Source organism: Bradyrhizobium nitroreducens (assembly GCF_002776695.1).
Lineage (GTDB): Bacteria > Pseudomonadota > Alphaproteobacteria > Rhizobiales > Xanthobacteraceae > Bradyrhizobium > Bradyrhizobium nitroreducens.
This window is the reverse complement of the sequence record NZ_LFJC01000003.1, coordinates 3,310,450-3,325,352: the sequence shown is the minus strand read 5'-3', so window position 1 is coordinate 3,325,352 and position 14,903 is coordinate 3,310,450. Positions and strand designations below refer to the sequence as shown.

Genomic DNA, 14,903 nt, shown 5'->3' with positions numbered 1-14,903 from the left:
TTTGTAAGCCGAAGATCGGGCGCAATCCCTTCAGCCGGCACCAGCTTCAGACACCTTCAGCCCGAATTCTTTTTCGGCACGCTGCTTTGCCGAAAATGCTCGGCACCTTCGATCTCGACCCAGCCATGTTTCGACTGCTCGAACACCGATCGGATCGGCGCCGGGAAGTCCGGTTGCGCGATCGCGCCGACGGCAACGCCGATCATCCCAGGCAGATTGTCGGCCTGCCAATAGACCGTTGCGCCGCAGTCGGGACAAAAATGGTTGTGGACCTTGCCGCCGCTCGCGGCTGTCCGAACGTACTCCTTTGACAATCCTGAAATCGTGACGGCGTGCGCCGGGTAGAACGCACCGACACCGAACGGCGCGCCGGTTCGTCGCTGACAGTCGAGGCAATGACAGGCGACGACGAGCTGCGATGGTCCCGGCAGCGACAGCGAAAGCGCGCCGCAGCTGCATCTGGCATCGATCATTGAATGTGTTTTCCCTTCTAGACGGAAGCGAATTGAAAGGCGGTCGGCCCGTGCTCCGGACGCAGCGCAGCAACGCTAAGCCGTTGCAGCGCGTCCGGGACACCAGAGCGGAAGCTCACTCCGTCGCGGCCTCGAATGCCAGCAGCACGTTGCCAGGGACGCCGCTCCATTGGCCATAACCGGAATTGGTATAGAGCATGCCGCCGGCGATGACGGGACCGGGACCGTCGATCGCACCGCCATGGGCGGGGATGCCGTTCACGGCCTTGAAATCCCGCGCGGTGTCGAACTCCCAGAGCAGCTTGCCGTCGGTGGCGTAGGCGCGCAGGAAGCCGCTGACGCCGCCGGAGAACACGACACCGGGGATCAGGCTCACCGCCGCCGAGAGGGCGGGGCTGCATTGAAGGCGCTCACCACAGGCCACCGGCGGCACCTCCATCACGACCTTCCCGCTGGCGAGATCGAGACCGAACAGGCCGCCGCCTTGCGTGGGATCGAGCTGCCGCGTGCCGTCGCGCGTAAAGCGCACGTCGGAGTTGGCGGCGTAGATGCGCTCGCCGTCCGCGGCCGAGCCCCACTCGCTACCACCCAGCGAACCGCCCTTCCCGATCCTCGTCTGCCACAGGATCTTGCCGCCGTCGTCGGGATCGAGCGCGTGCACGACGCCGGACTTTTGCGCGATGGCCAGGATGCGCTTGCCATCGCGCAAGGTGACGAGGATCGGTGACTGGCCGAAATCGTGATCGGGCCCGGGCTCGTCGGGACAATTGGTCTTGTCTGCCATGAAGCACGCCACGACGAAGGCGTCCTTCGGCGTCGCCTGCTGCTTCCACAGCAGCTTCCCGCTTCCGAGCTCGAACGCCAGGATCGAATCGGCGGTCGCAGCCGGCGGGTTCGAATAGGAATTGCTGGTCGCCACATAGAGCGCGCCCCGCTTCGCATCGATCGTCGGCGCCGACCAGATCGCAGCGCCCGACGGGCCGAACAGCTGCGTGCCCCGGGCATTCCTCGTCGTGGGATGCGGGATCTCGGGGATGGTGTAGGCCTGCCAGACCGTCTTGCCGGTCGCAGCCTCCAGCGCCACCACGCTGCCGCGGAAGGTGCAGCATTCGTAGGAGGCTTGCGAGCCGGCGGCTTCCTCGAGCGAGGACACCGGCACGTAGAGCACGCCATCATGCAGCGTCGGCGCACCGGTAATGCGCGCAGCCGCATGCTCCTCCACCTTCGTCTTCCAGATCTGCGCACCGGTAAGCGCATTCACCGCATAGGCGTTGGCGCGCAGATCGCCGAAGAAGATCGCGTACTGATCGGAGCCCGGAAGCCTCGCAAAGCTGATCGCGGCACGCACCGCCGCATCGATCGCCAACGTCCACAGCGTGCAGCCGCTTCGCGCGTCGAGCGCGTGCACCTTGCGATCGGTGCCGCCGATGAACAGCATGCCGCCGACGATCGTCGGCGGCGCAAACGACACCGAGGCGCCGGGGAAGGCATAAGCCCATTTCAGCCGCAGGCGCGGCACCTGCTCCGCCGTCAGCCCGGCCATGTCGGCCGGCTGGAACCGGCTGTTGCCAGTGTCGACGCCCCAGCCGTTCCAGCGCGGACCGTCGAGGGGTCCAGGAAAGCTGTTCGCCTGCTGCGCGCAGCGGCCGTCCGCGTCGGCGCCGCCGCCCGTCGGCATCTTGCCGGTGACGAAGGATGCTATCGCGCGGCGTTCGGCGTCGCTGCGGTCCTTCGCCATCGCCGTCATGCTGCCGGAGGTCAACGCCCCCAGCACATGATCGAACGACATCGCCTGCAGGGCGCCGCGGCCGGGCACGCGGGCCTGCGCATCGCCGTCGTGGCATTGCGCGCAATGCGCGGCATAGAGCGCAGCGCCGTCCTGCTGCGCCAGCGCCGGCGAACTGAACCCAATCAACAACGCGGCCAAGGCGGGACGTAGGCTCATGGTGCGCTCCGGCATGCGACAGGAGATCGCTTACACAACCCGAAGTCTATCGTCGGCACGATCGAGTCCGCAATGGAGGTTGTGCCCGCAGCTGTCACACATCCGTGGCCATGTGAACGGGATTCGGTAGGTCGTCCAGCCGCCACAGCCCGAGGCTCTTGTCGCGCCAGCCGCCCTCGCCTTCCTCGCAGCGCTCGTCGATCAACTCGCGCGGCGCGGGCCAGCCGAACGGCGCCTTCATCATGTTGAGCGCGCGCCAGTCGCCGTCCTCGCAATCGCGATTGTCCTCCCATTCCGGAAACGTCGTAACGAGCAGGAATTGCGCGCCGCTCTCGCGAAAGCGGGCGACGGCGCGGGCGATGTTCTGAAAGCTCAGATGCACCAGGCAGTCCCGGCACAGGATCAGATCGGCGCGCGGCAGTGCATCGCGCGTGATATCGGCAGCCAGGAATCGGCCGGCCAGCTCGCCGTCCGCCACGCGCCGGTTGTTGGCCTCGATCAGCGACGGCACGATGTCGATGCCGATGTAGTCGAGATCGAGCTTGATGCATCCGATCCAGCCCGCATCGCCGCAGGGGGCGTCGAGCAGCGAACGCACGCCGCGCCGCTGCACGAGCGGCGGAAGCGCGTCCCGGATGGCGGCGGTGGCCATGTCCTCCGAGCCCAGACCCGACACCGAGCCGGCAGCGCCCCACAGGTTGGTCCGCTCGATCCGCTCGAACCGCGCGGCGAGATCGAGGCCCGTGAAATTGTCGCGGTCGGCCACGAAGCGTTCGTGGGCCAGCACGGGAGGACGATTGGAGATCATCGGATCAGCCCGAGCCAAAATTCCGTCGCAAGCTCACCATACAGCGGATGGGCCGCGCCCGAAATCTCCTTCAAGCGAGCCTGCCGATGATCACTCGACGAACGGCCCTGACCGGTCTCGCCGCACTGCTGTTGCCCGCTACGGCGCGTGGCGCACCGACCGAGCAGCTCAGCGTCGCGGCCGGCAATGAGAGCCTGTCCCTCTCGCGCTATGCGGCGAAACTGACCGGAAAGCGCCCTGCGGTCATTGTGCTGCACGGCTCGCGCGGCATCGAGCTGAGACAACGCGCCTATGAGCGCTATGCCGACGCATTGACGGCGGCAGGTATCGACTCCTATTTCCTCCATTACATGACCGGCAGGGACACCGCGGCGCTCGATCCGAAGTCAAGCACGAAAGGGAGCCGCGAGGCCTATGACACGGGGCGCTTCGACGGCTGGTCGGAGACGGTGTCCACCACCGTCACGACCATTCTCGGCCGTGCCGACAGCTCTGGGCAGGTCGGCCTGCTGGGCTTTTCGCTCGGCGGGTTCGTTGCCGCCAATACCGCCGCCCGCGATGCGCGCATTGGCGCGCTTGCGGTGCTCTATGCCGGCATGCCCGAAGCGATGGCTGGCAAGGTCAAGCATATGCCACCCTCGATCGAGTTGCACGGCGAAGCCGATCAGAACGTATCGATCGCGAATGGCAAGAAGCTGATCGAGCTTGCGAGATCCGTCGGCGCCGACGCTGAGTTCGTGCCCTATCCCGGCAAGCCGCATGGCTTTGACTTCAGCGACTCCGATCCGATGACGTCGGATGCGATTGATCGCGTCGCGCGGTTCTTCAGAGCGAGGCTCGCTGCCTGATCCGGCACCGCTCAATCCGGCTTCTGCCATTCCATGATGTGGAAGTAGGGCACGCGGCGATGCCGGGCGATCTGCTCGGGGGTGCCGCCCGTCGGTTGGGGCTCGCTGAACAGGCGCAGCTGGAGACCATGATCGAGCAGCAGCGTCATGTAGGTGCTGAGCGGCCGATGCCAGTTCAGGATCCGCATGTCGCGCCAGCTCACCCAGGTCGCGCGTTCATCCATGTAGTGATCGATGATGAAGCGCGGAGTACCGTCGTGGTCGCGCGTCCAGCCTTCGGGCGGGCCGGCGGTGTTGAAGCTGGTCATGTTGGCGATCAGCAGCGTGCCGCCGGGCCGCAGCGCCCTCACCATGCCGGCGATTGCCCCGCCGAGATCGGGCATGTCGATCAGGCTGAGATAGCTGACGACGAGATCGTGCAAGGCCTCGACATCCATCGTCTCGGCGCGGCCGAGCCGATAGTCGCCGTCCGGGTCCAGCTCCCTGGCGCGCGCCAGCAAGGCCTCGGTGGGATCGATGCCGGTGGTGCGAATGCCGGCGCGCTGCATGATGCGGCAGAAGCGCCCCTCCCCGCATCCGACGTCGAGCGCATGGCGGAATCCGCGGCCCTCGATCCGCGCCCGCATCGGCGCATCCAGCACGCAGCGGCGGCCATAGTCGCCGTCTTCGCCTTGCTCGACGATCCATGCGGCCGCGGAGGTGGCCCAGCCGTCGCCGACGTCCTCGTTCATGTCCCGGACCTGTGGTGTCTGCCGCGCACCCGCGCGGGGACGGTCAACAACCACAGATTGGATCGAATTTCAACATGAGATAGCATGCGCACGCTATGCGTCCCACCACCGCCAGAGAAAAAGCAAGGATCATCGCCGGCGCGGTGACGGCCGTCGTCATGACGGCCATGCTGTTGGTGGTCGCGCTCGGTTTCCTGCTGGCGCCATAGAGGCCCGGCAGACGGACACCGCGGCGCGGACTTACGCCGAGCGCACGGTCCGCAGGAATTTTCCGACCTCGTCCTTGAGCCGGGTGCTGTCGCTCGCCAGCATCTTGGCGGTCGAGAGCACCTGCGAGGAGGCCGAGCCGGTCTCGGCCGCGCCGCGCTGCACATCGGCGATGTTGGTCGAGACCTGCTGGGTGCCGTGGGCGGCCTGCTGCACGTTGCGCGAGATCTCCTGGGTTGCGGCGCCCTGCTCCTCGACGGCGGCGGCAATCGTCGACGACACCTCCGACAACCGCTCGATCGTCACGGAGATGTCGCGGATCGCGTTGACGGATTCCTGCGTCGCGGTCTGGATGCCGGTGATCTGCTGGCTGATCTCGCCGGTCGCTTTCGCGGTCTGCTCGGCCAGCGTCTTCACCTCGGAGGCAACGACGGCAAAGCCCCGGCCGGCCTCGCCGGCGCGCGCCGCCTCGATCGTGGCGTTCAGCGCCAGGAGGTTGGTCTGGCCGGCAATGGTGTTGATCAGCTCGACGACGTCGCCGATCCGCGTCGCCGCGACCGAGAGCTCGCTGACGCGTTCGGTCGTGGTGCGGGCCTGGGCGACGGCTTCACCCGCCATCCGCGCGGATTCCTGCACCTGCCGGCTGATCTCGTTGACCGACGAGGACAGCTCTTCGGTGGCGGTCGCGACCGACTGCACGTTGCCGGTGGCTTCGCCCGAGGCGACCGCAACGACCGAGGTCAGCTCCTGCGCACGCTGCGCGGTGGTGGCCAGCGTCGAGGACGATGCTTCGAGCTCGGTGGAGGCGGACCCGACTGTGTCGATGATCTCGCCGACCGCGCGCTCGAAGCCGTCGGCGAGGTTGACCATGTCGCGGCGGCGCTGCTCGGCGGCCTGCTTCTCCGTTTCGAGCTGCGCGGCCTTGAGACGTTCGACCTCGAGCCCATTGGTCTTGAACACTTCGACCGTTTTGGCCATCTCGCCAATCTCGTCGCGGCGGTCCTTGTCGGGCACCTCGGTCTTGAGATCGTTGCGGGCAAGCCCCTCCATGGCGAGCTTGAGCCGGGCAATCGGGTGCGACATCGCCTTGAGGCCGATGAACAGCGCGATCGCGATGCCCAGGATCAGGCCGCCGGCGCTGACGCCGACCACGGTCCAGGTCGCGGCGCGCGCGTCGCGGTTGATGGCCTCCTTGCGCTTGGCGACGGCCTGACCGGTTTCGGTGGTGAATTGGGCAATGCGTGCGAGGGCCGCATCGAGCAGCGGATCGCACTCCTTGTGCGCGCGGTCGGCGGCCTTGGCATTCTCTTCCGTGCTGCTGGCCTGCGATCCCGCCTTCAGCACCGGGTCGCAGCCCGCGAACGCGGCCTTGAGCTGGTCGCCAATGCTCTTGATCTGGCTGGCGCGCCCCGGATCATCCTGCTCCGCCGCGTCCAGGTATTGACGGATCTCGTCGCGGTTCTGGTTGGCCGTCTTCAGGCGAGCGACATTGCCGGCCTCGGTTGCCTCGGTGAAGACGGCATAGAGCGCGGCATGATAAGTCTCGGCTCGGCGCTGGGCGCGCGCGAGGTTGAGCGCGGAGGATTGCGCAGCGGCGAGTTCGCCGAAGCCGTCGACGGTTGCGGAGAGTTCGCGCGCGCCGAAGCCCGCGACGGCGATCATCGCGCAGCCCATCACCGCCACGATCAGCGCCACTTTCCAGACGATCTTCAGATTGTTCAAAAAGCTCATTTCCGCCGCTCACCAATGTCCTGCCGAGGCATAAACCCAGCACCGTGCATTGGAACTCGCGGTCGTTAAGATTTAATGCAAATTGAATGCGTTCTCTTACGGAAAAATAACCCTTCTGCGCCCCCGACGTAAGCTCCGCGTAAGCTTGGCCCGCTTCCGCGCGCGCGATCCGGATCCTCGCGTCTGCGGAACCGCAGCGAGCCTTCGGCCGTTGTCGGCCCATGCGGATCAGAGAAGAAAACCGAAACATGTTTCTGCTGGCGACGGTCACGCTGTGCTGTGGCGCCGCGGCCTGCACGTTGACACTGCTCGAGCCGGTCCTTGGACCGCGGCCCGAAAGACTGGTCGCCGAGAGAGCGATGACCGACGTCCCCCGGACGTCGGATCTAACGCCGGTTCGGATGGTGGGCGCCCCGTTCGAGCCCAACGTCAACCCGCGCCAGCGCTAGCGCGCTCACCTTGGCGATGCCTCCGTGCCCTCCTCGGGCCGGCTTTGCGCACGCGCCAATTCCTCCACAAACGCGATCACCTCCGCCCGCTTGTCGGGCGGTAGCGACAGGAACGCGCGGATGAGCCTCAGGCCCTCCGCTTCGTCCGAACGTTCTGTTCCGGAATCCATTTGGTCCACTTTCGGGCGACCGGGAAAAATATGCAATCCCTTGTCAACCGCCTTGATTCGACGCAGCCGCTTTGGTGGAATGGGGGTGGCTGAGGTGGATCATGAAATGGATCAGGGAACGCGACGCACTGATCGCGCAGACACTGGCCTTCGTCCAATCGGTAACCGGCAAAAAGGATGACGTCCTTCTGCCTGAGGGGACCCAGGTCGCGTCGACGGTGACGACGGAGGTTGTCACTGTCGAGACCGTCACCGTCGAGGTGGAGCTGGAGAAAGCTCCCCCGCCGCCGCCGCCCGCGCCTCTCCCGCCACCGCGGGCGATCGGTGACTTCCGCACCGAGATGCAGGCCCGCATCGCCAATTTCCGCAAGCATCAGGAGCGGTTCGAGCGCGAGCGGGAGGAGTATTGTGCCGAAACCCTGACCAAACTGCGCGCCGCCATCCGCGACGCCTCCGGCCCGTTGGTCAAGAAATAGGCCGACCGGCCCCTACAGCCAGGACCAGACCAGCAAAAGATTGGCCGCGCAGGCGCCGAATAGCGCCAGCGTCAGCGGCAGGAGCATGTGCCCGCAAGAGGTCTTCAGGTCACTGGTCATGGCGGAAAACATCCGCTGATTCCGGCAAATGAGTCCCGGGGATTCTTTTTTTCGCGATTCAGGACTCGTTAAGGACTCAGGGTCCGAGGCCCCGATCACGGACCCGTGATCACCCACAGCCTGGAACCTGTCGGCCTGCGAGCCCGTTAACGGGCTTTCCAGGAGCGGGAAGAATGCCCTACGCCCTGTTCTGCAACGACGCCCAGATCAGCAAGGCCTATCCGAGCGAATCCGATGTCTGGAAGCTCGCGCAGCGGAGTGGCCTGGTCGTGGATGTCAGCGCCGACGACGACCGTCCAGGGCCGCGCCGGGTGCTCGACAATGACTACGAGATCAGGCCCTGCCGGGCCGCCCAGGGCGAGGATCCCGCCAAGAACAAGGCGGAGGCCGAACGCCAGTCCAGGATGGAGCTCGAGCTGAATTCGTGAGGTTTTGCCGGCGAAAGCGGCAGAGGATCAGGGTGTCGCCGACGCGAGGGAGGCCTGCTCACCCGGCATGGGCACGCAGGCCTTGCGGCGATGCAGCCCGCGGATGGCGCCGGTGACCTTCAGCACCTTGCCCGACGGACAGGATGCGTCCTTGACGAAAGCCACCTCGTAGGGTGCCAGCATCAGAGGCTCGGATTTGAGGATTGTCTGTGCAGAGCACGGCAGGGAAAAGGAGCACGAGAGCACCACTGCCGACACCAAGATACGCATGTCCGTCGTCCCACCAGCCCGGTAATTCTCATATAACGCTTTCCGGAGCGCGAGTTCCGTAAGCAGCAAAAATTATTTTTGCTTTACCTGGATCCCATGACGCGCGTGAGAAGGCGCGCGCCGGAATGTTTGTCTGCAAATGACGCGCCAGATGGTTCACGCATTGCAAATGCGGGCGGGCTGGCGGGAGACGGCGGACAGACGAAAGGCCGGCGGGAAGCCGGCCTTTGTCAGAGTTTGACGCAGTGGAGGGTCAGTAGCGCGAGGCTGCCGGACCGCCCCAGCCGAAGCGGTAGTTCACACCGACCTTGACGGTATGCTCGTCCTCCCGGCCGCGGACGCCGACGATGTCGGCCGGACCGGAGGTGAAGGTGGTGCTGCCGAAATTATAGTACTGATATTCGGCCTTGGCCGACCAGTTCGGCGCGAACATGTATTCGAGGCCGGCGCCGACGGTGTAGCCGTCCTTGCTGTTGCCGGTGGTGGTGAAGGCCTGCGGTACGCCGGCGACGTTGACGCCGAGGCCGCCATTGCGCCAGGCGTAACCGCCCTTGGCGTAGAGCAGCGTCGGACCCCAGGTGTAACCGATGCGGCCGGTCACCGACCCGAGCTGGTCGGTGTTGGAGGTCACCTGCGTGCCCAGCGGGAACGTGACACCATTATTGTTGGTCGGCAGCCAGGAATACTGGGCCTCGATACCCACCACCCAATTGGGCGCGAACTGGTAGTCGAAGCCGCCCTGCACGCCGCCCAGGAAGCGGGCGTCGCTGGACTGGAAGCTGCTGTCGCCGGCGAACGCGCCGCCGACATGGCCGCCGATGTAGAAACCGGTCCAGTTATAGATCACCGCAGGCGGCGTATAGGCCGGAGCCTTGGCGTAGGTGCGCGGCTGCATGTCCGCGGCTGCGGCCGGCGCGACCAGCGCAAGCAGAGCGGCTGCACCCAGCAAAATCGATTTCATGATCATCCCCGTTCTTTCATTTACGACACTCAGGAAACAACGTGGCGTGAATTGGGTTGCTTCGCGGCGATGCCGGAACGTTGATCGTTCGTTACTGTGACGGGGTGGCAACATCGCGATTTTGTTCCGTCACGTCGCCCCGCGCCGGCTGTTTTTTTGCCTGCGCACGGCCCTCCGTAACGATTTGTCGCACGACGAAATCGCCCCGTTCAAAGCTCCCCGAAATGTGATCCGGCAGCTCCGGCGCCGATCGTTCTAGCAGGGAGCGATGAAGGCCGGCTTTGTGCTACCGCGTCATCTTTTCGAGTTCCGGAAAGGGTGCGTAAACCGCGCCGGCGCAGAGTTCATTGGTCCGATCGACGACACGATCCGCCCGTCCGTTGACGAAGATGACGGCGCGCTCGCGCATGGCCTTGTAGCTGCCGTCGCTCTCGCGCGGGGTGAAATGCAGGCAGCTGACGTAGAACTGCCGGCCGCCGACTTCGCGCTGGACCGGCTCGGCCATGCTGGCCTCGCGCACACCGACCGGGTTGTTGAGATAGGTGCGCATCAGCGCCAGCGTGTCGCTGCGGAAATTGTCCGGAAAGGGCTGCGGCCCGCCGGCCTGGGTCCCGCCCATGAAGGTCGGACGGTCGCTGTCGCTGCCGAAACAGGCCGCAAGCGCCAGCGGCAAGGCCAGGATCAATGCCAGGCGCACCGTATGTTTCGCCAATCGCCCCACAGGTCACGCGCTCCGCTCGATCAGACTCGGCAGACCTTCTAGCCGCTAGGTTGCTTAAAGGGAATTCGCCTCCGCAGGGGCTTTGCGACGCACGCACCGTCCCGCCGCCGGCCTCTTCCGCTTTCGCGGAAAGCGCCGAGGCGGCGGGCCGGGCCTGAGATTCCGACGCGGCGGCGGGGCAATGCTTGGGATGCCGCCGCGCAGGATCAGTCGTTAGCTGCGCTTCTCGGTGGTCGCCGGCTTGGTCAGGTCCGGCTGCGCCTTCAGCGACTTCTTGGCCGACAGGTGCTTGTGGTGATGGCGATGCTTGCGCACCGTCTTGTGCTCGTCCGGCGTCACGGCCGCATTGGCGTTCATCGCCTTCGACTTGCTGTCCACCTTGGCGTCCGCCTTGACGTCGGCGGCCTTCGTATCGGCCTTGACGCCGGCTTCGGGTTTCGCGGCGGTGGTCGAGGCCTTGGTCTGGCTCTGGTCCGCCTTGATCACCGGGGTGGTCGTGGTGGTCTTGCCGGCCTCGGCAGCAAAGGCCGGGGCTGCAATCACGGAAGCGGCGAGCAAAGCTGCGGAAATGGTCTTCAGCATGGTGGTCTCCTCTTGAAAGGATCTCGAGGCGGCGCCCTCTCGCTACCCCTTCGATCGTAGGTGGGAGCCTAGGGCGCGCGCTCTGAACCCGATCTGAAGCCGATTGCAGGCTTCCGTTCATCTCGATGACAAGTTTGTCATCTGCGCCGGGGGATCGTGCGATGCGGGAATGTTTTTGCCGGACGGGTGTTCCGGTCTTCGGGCAATCGTGTAGGATCGCCACGTTCCATACGGGAGAACTTAGATGCGCAAACTCTCAATGCTTGTCGTGCCGGGACTCGTCGCCATGTCGCTGGCGGCCACACCGGTGCTGTCCAGCGCCTATGCCGCCGGCAGTGACGAGCCCTCTTCGCCGCCAAAGTCGGACTCCTCGTCCAAGAAGGGCAAGAAGAAGAGCTCTTCCGTCAACGATCCGAAATTCCTCGCGGCCTATCGCACCGCCTACACCACGATCTACGACAACCACGACTACACCGGCGCGATCGGCCAGCTGAAGTCCCTCAAGCGCGACGACGTCGCCGACGTCGCCAACCTGATCGGCTACTCCTATCGCAAGCTCGGCGACTACCAGTCGTCGAAGGTCTATTACGAGCTGGCGCTGAAGGACGATCCGAACCACGTCCGCACCTGGCAGTATTACGGCCTGTGGCAGCTCGAGCAGGGCAACCGCGAACAGGCGCAGTACCACCTCGGCAAGATCGCCTCGCTCGCCGGCACCGACAGCTCCGAATATCGCTCGCTCGCCGCGGCGCTCGACAAACCGACCGGCGCGACGCTCGTCTACTGAAGGCATCGCATCTTCGAACGACGCGAACGGGGAACGACGCGAACGGGCACAACCTCTGGGGTTGTGCCCGTTCCGCTTTGTCGGCTAGCTTTCCGCACCAGATATTTCCCCCGCGAATTGGTGCGCAATGGACAAGTGGCTGCGATCCGCGATCGACTACATCGGCTCTTGGATCGAATTTCAACTAACGACAATCCAGCAGCCAGGCGTCATCGTCGCCTTCGCTCATCGCGGCGAAATCGTCGCCGAGCACGCATTCGGTCTTGCCAATCTCGACACCGGCGAAAAGCTCACACCGCGCCATCTCTGTCGCATCGCCTCGCACTCGAAGAGCTTTACCGCGGCCGGCATCATGAAGCTGCGCGAGCAGCGCAAGCTCCGCCTCGACGATGCAGTCGGCCGATATGTCGGCGGCCTCCATCCGCGCGTCGCCGAGACCACCATCGCTCAGGTGCTGTCGCACAGCGCCGGGCTGACGCGCGACGGCGCCGATTCCGGCCAGTTCATCGATCGCCGTCCCTATCTCGACGCGAAAGAGCTGCTCGCGGAGCTGAAGCTGCCGACCGCGATCGAGCCCGGCACCCGCTTCAAATATTCCAATCACGGCTTTGGCCTGCTCGGCCTCGTGATCAAGGCCATTACGAAGCAGACCTACTCTGCCTGGATCAAGCGCGAGATCGTCGAGGCTGCGGGACTTCGCGAGATCACGCCGGACGCGCCGCTTCCCAAGGGCGCGCGGTTCGCGCGCGGCCACACACGACGGCTGCCGCTCGGCGTTCGTTGCGTGATCCCCGGCGACAATCCCACGCAGGCGATGGCGTCCGCCACCGGCTTCGCCGCCACCGCCGGCGACACCGCCCGCTTCTTCGCCCAGCTCGCCCCCAACGCCAGAAGGAGCGTGCTGTCAGTGGCGAGCCGCCGCGAGATGACACGGCATCACTGGCGCATCCCACAGAGCTTCGAGGCCTATTACGGCCTCGGCATCAACGTCGGCAAGACCGACGGCTGGGACTGGTTCGGTCACGGCGGACACTTCCAGGGCTACATCTCCCGGACCTGCTCGATCCCGGCGTGCGAGCTCACGATCAGCATCATCAGCAACTCCATCGACGGCGGGGCGCCGTTCTGGATGGACGGCGCGATGCAGATCCTGCGCACCTTCAAGACACGCGGCGCACCCGACCGCCGCCTGCGCGACTGGACCGGCCGCTGGTGGACGATCTGGGGCGCGACCGATCTCGTCCCCGCAGGCAACCGCGTGCTGGTCGCCAACCCACAATTCATCAATCCGTTCATGGATGCCGCCGAGATCGAGGTCACCAGCCGCGACACCGGCAAGCTCGCCTGGGCCGCCGGCTATTCCAGCCATGGCGAACCCGTGCGCCGTATCCGCGACAAGCGCGGCAAGGTCAGCGACATCTGGATCGCGGGGGCCAACCTCAAGCCAGAAGGCGTCGTTGCGAAGGAGATCGCGCGCCGCTATCCGCCACGCAAGCGCCGCCCTACTCCCTGATCAGGGCCTCGACCTCGCTGCGAAACGCCTGGCGCGAGCCGCCTTGGGAATAGAACATGTGGCCGCCGGGATAGACCACGAACTTCACCCGCTGCGTCGCGAAGGCCGGCATCTGGTCGAGCACCCGCTTCGTTCCGAAATAGGGCGTCGCGAGGTCGAACAGGCCGTGCGCGACCAGCACGTTCAGCTTGGCATCGGTGGCGAGGATCTGGCGCAGCTCGGACACCGATTGCGGCGGGTTGATGCCGCGGCCGAAATCCCAGTGACCTTCCACGGCGCCGTTGAGCACTTCATAGGAGCCGTCCGGCCGCCAGTTGAGCTTGCGCGAGAGCACGTCGACCGCGGCGCTCGTCAGCGGCGCCTGGAGCGCATCGCCTGAGGGATCGCCGAACCGCGAGCTGCTGGAATCCGGATAGGGATCGAAGCCCCGCACCGAAGCATCGTAGCGTCCCGTCACCTTGCCGTTCTTGCGGTCGAGCTCGCGGCGGAATTCACCGACGTCGAAGCGGCCGGCGAGCCTGCGGCTCACCGCCTGGTCGATACCGGTGAGCGCGGCGACCTTGTCGGCCAGACGATTGGTGGCCTCCTTGTCCGCCTCGCCCTTGACGAGGTCGGCCAGAAACTCGCCGCGCGCGTAAGCCTCGACGTCGGCAAGATCGGCGCGCTTGACCGGTCCTTTGGCCGCGCGCGCGACGGCCACATAGCTCGGCAGCGTCGCGACATATTGCAGGAGGCTGGTGCCAGTGAATTCGCGGAAGTCCAATAGCGGCGACACCAGGATCAGGCCCTTGATGCCGACGCCATGCTGGATCTGCAACTGGCGCACGACCTTCGGCCCGCGAATGCCGCCATAGCTCTCGCCTGCGACGTATTTCGGCGAGATCAGGCGGTCGTGCTTCTCGAGCCAGCGGCGGATTACCAGCGCGATGGTGTTGGCATCACCGTCGACGGAATAGAACGATTTTCGCGCGTCCTCGCCGCTTGCGACGAAGCGGCTGTAGCCCGTGCTGACGGGATCGATGAAGACGAGATCGGTGAAGTCGAGCCAGGTCTCCGCGTTCGGCTTCACCTCGGGCGAGGCCGACGGCGACAACCCCTCGCCATCGAGCGGCAGCCGCCACGGGCCGGCCGCGCCGAACTGGAGCCACGCCGAGGACGCGCCGGGCCCGCCGTTGAACAGGAACGTGACCGGGCGCGTGGCGCGGTCGGCGCCGTCGAGCTGATAGGACGTATAGGCGATGTCGGCGAGCGGCTCACCCTTGCCATCGAACACGCGGATGGAGCCGGCGGTCGCGGCGAAGTTGAGGGTACGGCCGGGCAGATCCAGCGTCTGCTGCGTGGTCGTGTCAGGCGGAAGACGATGCAGCTCGGCCGCCGACGGCGAAGCCTGCGGCGCGCTTTGCGCGTTGCCGGCGCGCCCACCCTTCTGTCCCGCCGGCGAGGCCGCCTCGGCGCGCGGCTGCTGCGGATCGTCCGCGCGCGCGACGCTTGCGAGCGCGACCGTGGAGATGGCCAGCACGAGCCCGGTTCGTCGCAACGTCGGCAAGATCGTGAGCATGATTGGTCTCCCTGCCCGGCTGTCATAGCCGATGCACACCAAAGCTAGCGAGGAATTGCGACGGTTTGCGGGATCATTGGTCGATGGCGCGGCCTCGGCTGGCTCAAATCAACCCGTTTTGTTCT

The 14,903-nt window shown here is 65.7% G+C and carries 16 protein-coding genes; 6 read left to right on the top strand and 10 right to left on the bottom strand.

Annotation, left to right across the window (positions count from 1 at the left end; genetic code table 11):
- Nucleotides 1-56: 56 nt before the first annotated feature.
- The 3 genes from TSA1_RS16210 to TSA1_RS16200 all read right to left on the bottom strand — a co-directional run bounded on the left by TSA1_RS16210 (nt 57) and on the right by TSA1_RS16200 (nt 3,226).
- Complete coding sequence (locus TSA1_RS16210; RefSeq protein WP_100177240.1) at nt 57-473, bottom strand: GFA family protein; 417 nt, start codon at nt 471-473, stop codon at nt 57-59.
- A 115-nt stretch (nt 474-588) separates the two neighbouring features.
- Nucleotides 589-2,418, bottom strand: coding sequence for an outer membrane protein assembly factor BamB family protein (locus TSA1_RS16205; RefSeq protein WP_100181153.1), 1,830 nt, complete (start codon nt 2,416-2,418; stop codon nt 589-591).
- Between the two features lie 94 nt (nt 2,419-2,512).
- Nucleotides 2,513-3,226, bottom strand: a complete 714-nt coding sequence (locus TSA1_RS16200) for a class I SAM-dependent methyltransferase (RefSeq protein WP_100177239.1) — start codon at nt 3,224-3,226, stop codon at nt 2,513-2,515.
- Nucleotides 3,227-3,312: 86 nt separating this feature from the next.
- Here TSA1_RS16200 and TSA1_RS16195 point away from each other — a divergent pair, with 86 nt between their 5' ends.
- Nucleotides 3,313-4,074 (top strand): dienelactone hydrolase family protein, encoded by a 762-nt coding sequence (locus TSA1_RS16195; RefSeq protein ID WP_245448297.1) that lies wholly within the window; start codon nt 3,313-3,315, stop codon nt 4,072-4,074.
- An 11-nt stretch (nt 4,075-4,085) separates the two neighbouring features.
- Here TSA1_RS16195 and TSA1_RS16190 read toward each other — a convergent pair whose 3' ends face one another.
- Entirely contained in the window at nt 4,086-4,805 is a 720-nt protein-coding gene (locus tag TSA1_RS16190; protein WP_100177238.1) for a class I SAM-dependent methyltransferase, read from the bottom strand.
- A 240-nt stretch (nt 4,806-5,045) separates the two neighbouring features.
- Complete coding sequence (locus TSA1_RS16185; protein WP_100177237.1) at nt 5,046-6,743, bottom strand: methyl-accepting chemotaxis protein; 1,698 nt, start codon at nt 6,741-6,743, stop codon at nt 5,046-5,048.
- 248 nt (nt 6,744-6,991) lie between these two features.
- On the opposite strand from TSA1_RS16185, the gene TSA1_RS16180 reads away from it, so the two are divergent.
- The 3 genes from TSA1_RS16180 to TSA1_RS16170 all read left to right on the top strand — a co-directional run bounded on the left by TSA1_RS16180 (nt 6,992) and on the right by TSA1_RS16170 (nt 8,386).
- Nucleotides 6,992-7,192: a hypothetical protein gene (locus TSA1_RS16180; RefSeq protein ID WP_100177236.1), complete on the top strand. Its 201-nt coding sequence runs from the start codon at nt 6,992-6,994 to the stop codon at nt 7,190-7,192.
- 271 nt (nt 7,193-7,463) lie between these two features.
- Entirely contained in the window at nt 7,464-7,838 is a 375-nt protein-coding gene (locus tag TSA1_RS16175) for a hypothetical protein (RefSeq protein WP_100177235.1), read from the top strand.
- Between the two features lie 293 nt (nt 7,839-8,131).
- Complete coding sequence (locus TSA1_RS16170; protein ID WP_100177234.1) at nt 8,132-8,386, top strand: hypothetical protein; 255 nt, start codon at nt 8,132-8,134, stop codon at nt 8,384-8,386.
- Nucleotides 8,387-8,413: 27 nt separating this feature from the next.
- Here TSA1_RS16170 and TSA1_RS16165 read toward each other — a convergent pair whose 3' ends face one another.
- The 4 genes from TSA1_RS16165 to TSA1_RS16150 form a co-directional block, all read right to left on the bottom strand.
- Complete coding sequence (locus TSA1_RS16165) at nt 8,414-8,656, bottom strand: DUF6719 family protein (protein ID WP_100177233.1); 243 nt, start codon at nt 8,654-8,656, stop codon at nt 8,414-8,416.
- A 253-nt stretch (nt 8,657-8,909) separates the two neighbouring features.
- Nucleotides 8,910-9,617 carry an outer membrane protein gene (locus TSA1_RS16160; RefSeq protein WP_174718921.1) on the bottom strand — a complete coding sequence of 236 codons (708 nt, stop codon included), beginning with the start codon at nt 9,615-9,617 and terminating at the stop codon, nt 8,910-8,912.
- 286 nt (nt 9,618-9,903) lie between these two features.
- Nucleotides 9,904-10,338: a hypothetical protein gene (locus TSA1_RS16155; protein ID WP_174718920.1), complete on the bottom strand. Its 435-nt coding sequence runs from the start codon at nt 10,336-10,338 to the stop codon at nt 9,904-9,906.
- 213 nt (nt 10,339-10,551) lie between these two features.
- Nucleotides 10,552-10,920: a His-rich protein BRANT gene (locus TSA1_RS16150; protein ID WP_100177232.1), complete on the bottom strand. Its 369-nt coding sequence runs from the start codon at nt 10,918-10,920 to the stop codon at nt 10,552-10,554.
- Between the two features lie 244 nt (nt 10,921-11,164).
- On the opposite strand from TSA1_RS16150, the gene TSA1_RS16145 reads away from it, so the two are divergent.
- Nucleotides 11,165-11,707 (top strand): tetratricopeptide repeat protein, encoded by a 543-nt coding sequence (locus tag TSA1_RS16145; protein ID WP_100177231.1) that lies wholly within the window; start codon nt 11,165-11,167, stop codon nt 11,705-11,707.
- 127 nt (nt 11,708-11,834) lie between these two features.
- The gene (locus tag TSA1_RS16140; protein WP_100177230.1) at nt 11,835-13,220 is read left to right on the top strand and encodes a serine hydrolase domain-containing protein; all 1,386 of its coding nucleotides are present in this window, start codon (nt 11,835-11,837) and stop codon (nt 13,218-13,220) included.
- Here TSA1_RS16140 and TSA1_RS16135 read toward each other — a convergent pair.
- A complete protein-coding gene (locus tag TSA1_RS16135) occupies nt 13,210-14,778 on the bottom strand; it encodes a S10 family peptidase (protein WP_100177229.1) in 1,569 nt (522 codons plus the stop codon). The two genes, TSA1_RS16140 and TSA1_RS16135, sit on opposite strands and share 11 nt — an antisense overlap.
- Nucleotides 14,779-14,903: the final 125 nt, after the last annotated feature.

Excerpts from the sequence above, each read along its gene's own strand:
- TSA1_RS16190 (WP_100177238.1), bottom strand. The coding sequence starts at position 4,805 with ATGAACGAGGACGTCGGCGACGGCTGGGCCACCTCCGCGGCCGCATGG.
- TSA1_RS16195 (WP_245448297.1), top strand. The coding sequence starts at position 3,313 with ATGATCACTCGACGAACGGCCCTGACCGGTCTCGCCGCACTGCTGTTG.
- TSA1_RS16135 (WP_100177229.1), bottom strand. The coding sequence starts at position 14,778 with ATGCTCACGATCTTGCCGACGTTGCGACGAACCGGGCTCGTGCTGGCC.
- TSA1_RS16185 (WP_100177237.1), bottom strand. The coding sequence starts at position 6,743 with ATGAGCTTTTTGAACAATCTGAAGATCGTCTGGAAAGTGGCGCTGATC.
- TSA1_RS16150 (WP_100177232.1), bottom strand. The coding sequence starts at position 10,920 with ATGCTGAAGACCATTTCCGCAGCTTTGCTCGCCGCTTCCGTGATTGCA.
- TSA1_RS16145 (WP_100177231.1), top strand. The coding sequence starts at position 11,165 with ATGCGCAAACTCTCAATGCTTGTCGTGCCGGGACTCGTCGCCATGTCG.
- TSA1_RS16180 (WP_100177236.1), top strand. The coding sequence starts at position 6,992 with ATGTTTCTGCTGGCGACGGTCACGCTGTGCTGTGGCGCCGCGGCCTGC.
- TSA1_RS16160 (WP_174718921.1), bottom strand. The coding sequence starts at position 9,617 with ATGAAATCGATTTTGCTGGGTGCAGCCGCTCTGCTTGCGCTGGTCGCG.
- TSA1_RS16200 (WP_100177239.1), bottom strand. The coding sequence starts at position 3,226 with ATGATCTCCAATCGTCCTCCCGTGCTGGCCCACGAACGCTTCGTGGCC.
- TSA1_RS16210 (WP_100177240.1), bottom strand. The coding sequence starts at position 473 with ATGATCGATGCCAGATGCAGCTGCGGCGCGCTTTCGCTGTCGCTGCCG.
- TSA1_RS16205 (WP_100181153.1), bottom strand. The coding sequence starts at position 2,418 with ATGAGCCTACGTCCCGCCTTGGCCGCGTTGTTGATTGGGTTCAGTTCG.
- TSA1_RS16175 (WP_100177235.1), top strand. The coding sequence starts at position 7,464 with ATGAAATGGATCAGGGAACGCGACGCACTGATCGCGCAGACACTGGCC.
- TSA1_RS16165 (WP_100177233.1), bottom strand. The coding sequence starts at position 8,656 with ATGCGTATCTTGGTGTCGGCAGTGGTGCTCTCGTGCTCCTTTTCCCTG.
- TSA1_RS16170 (WP_100177234.1), top strand. The coding sequence starts at position 8,132 with ATGCCCTACGCCCTGTTCTGCAACGACGCCCAGATCAGCAAGGCCTAT.
- TSA1_RS16140 (WP_100177230.1), top strand. The coding sequence starts at position 11,835 with ATGGACAAGTGGCTGCGATCCGCGATCGACTACATCGGCTCTTGGATC.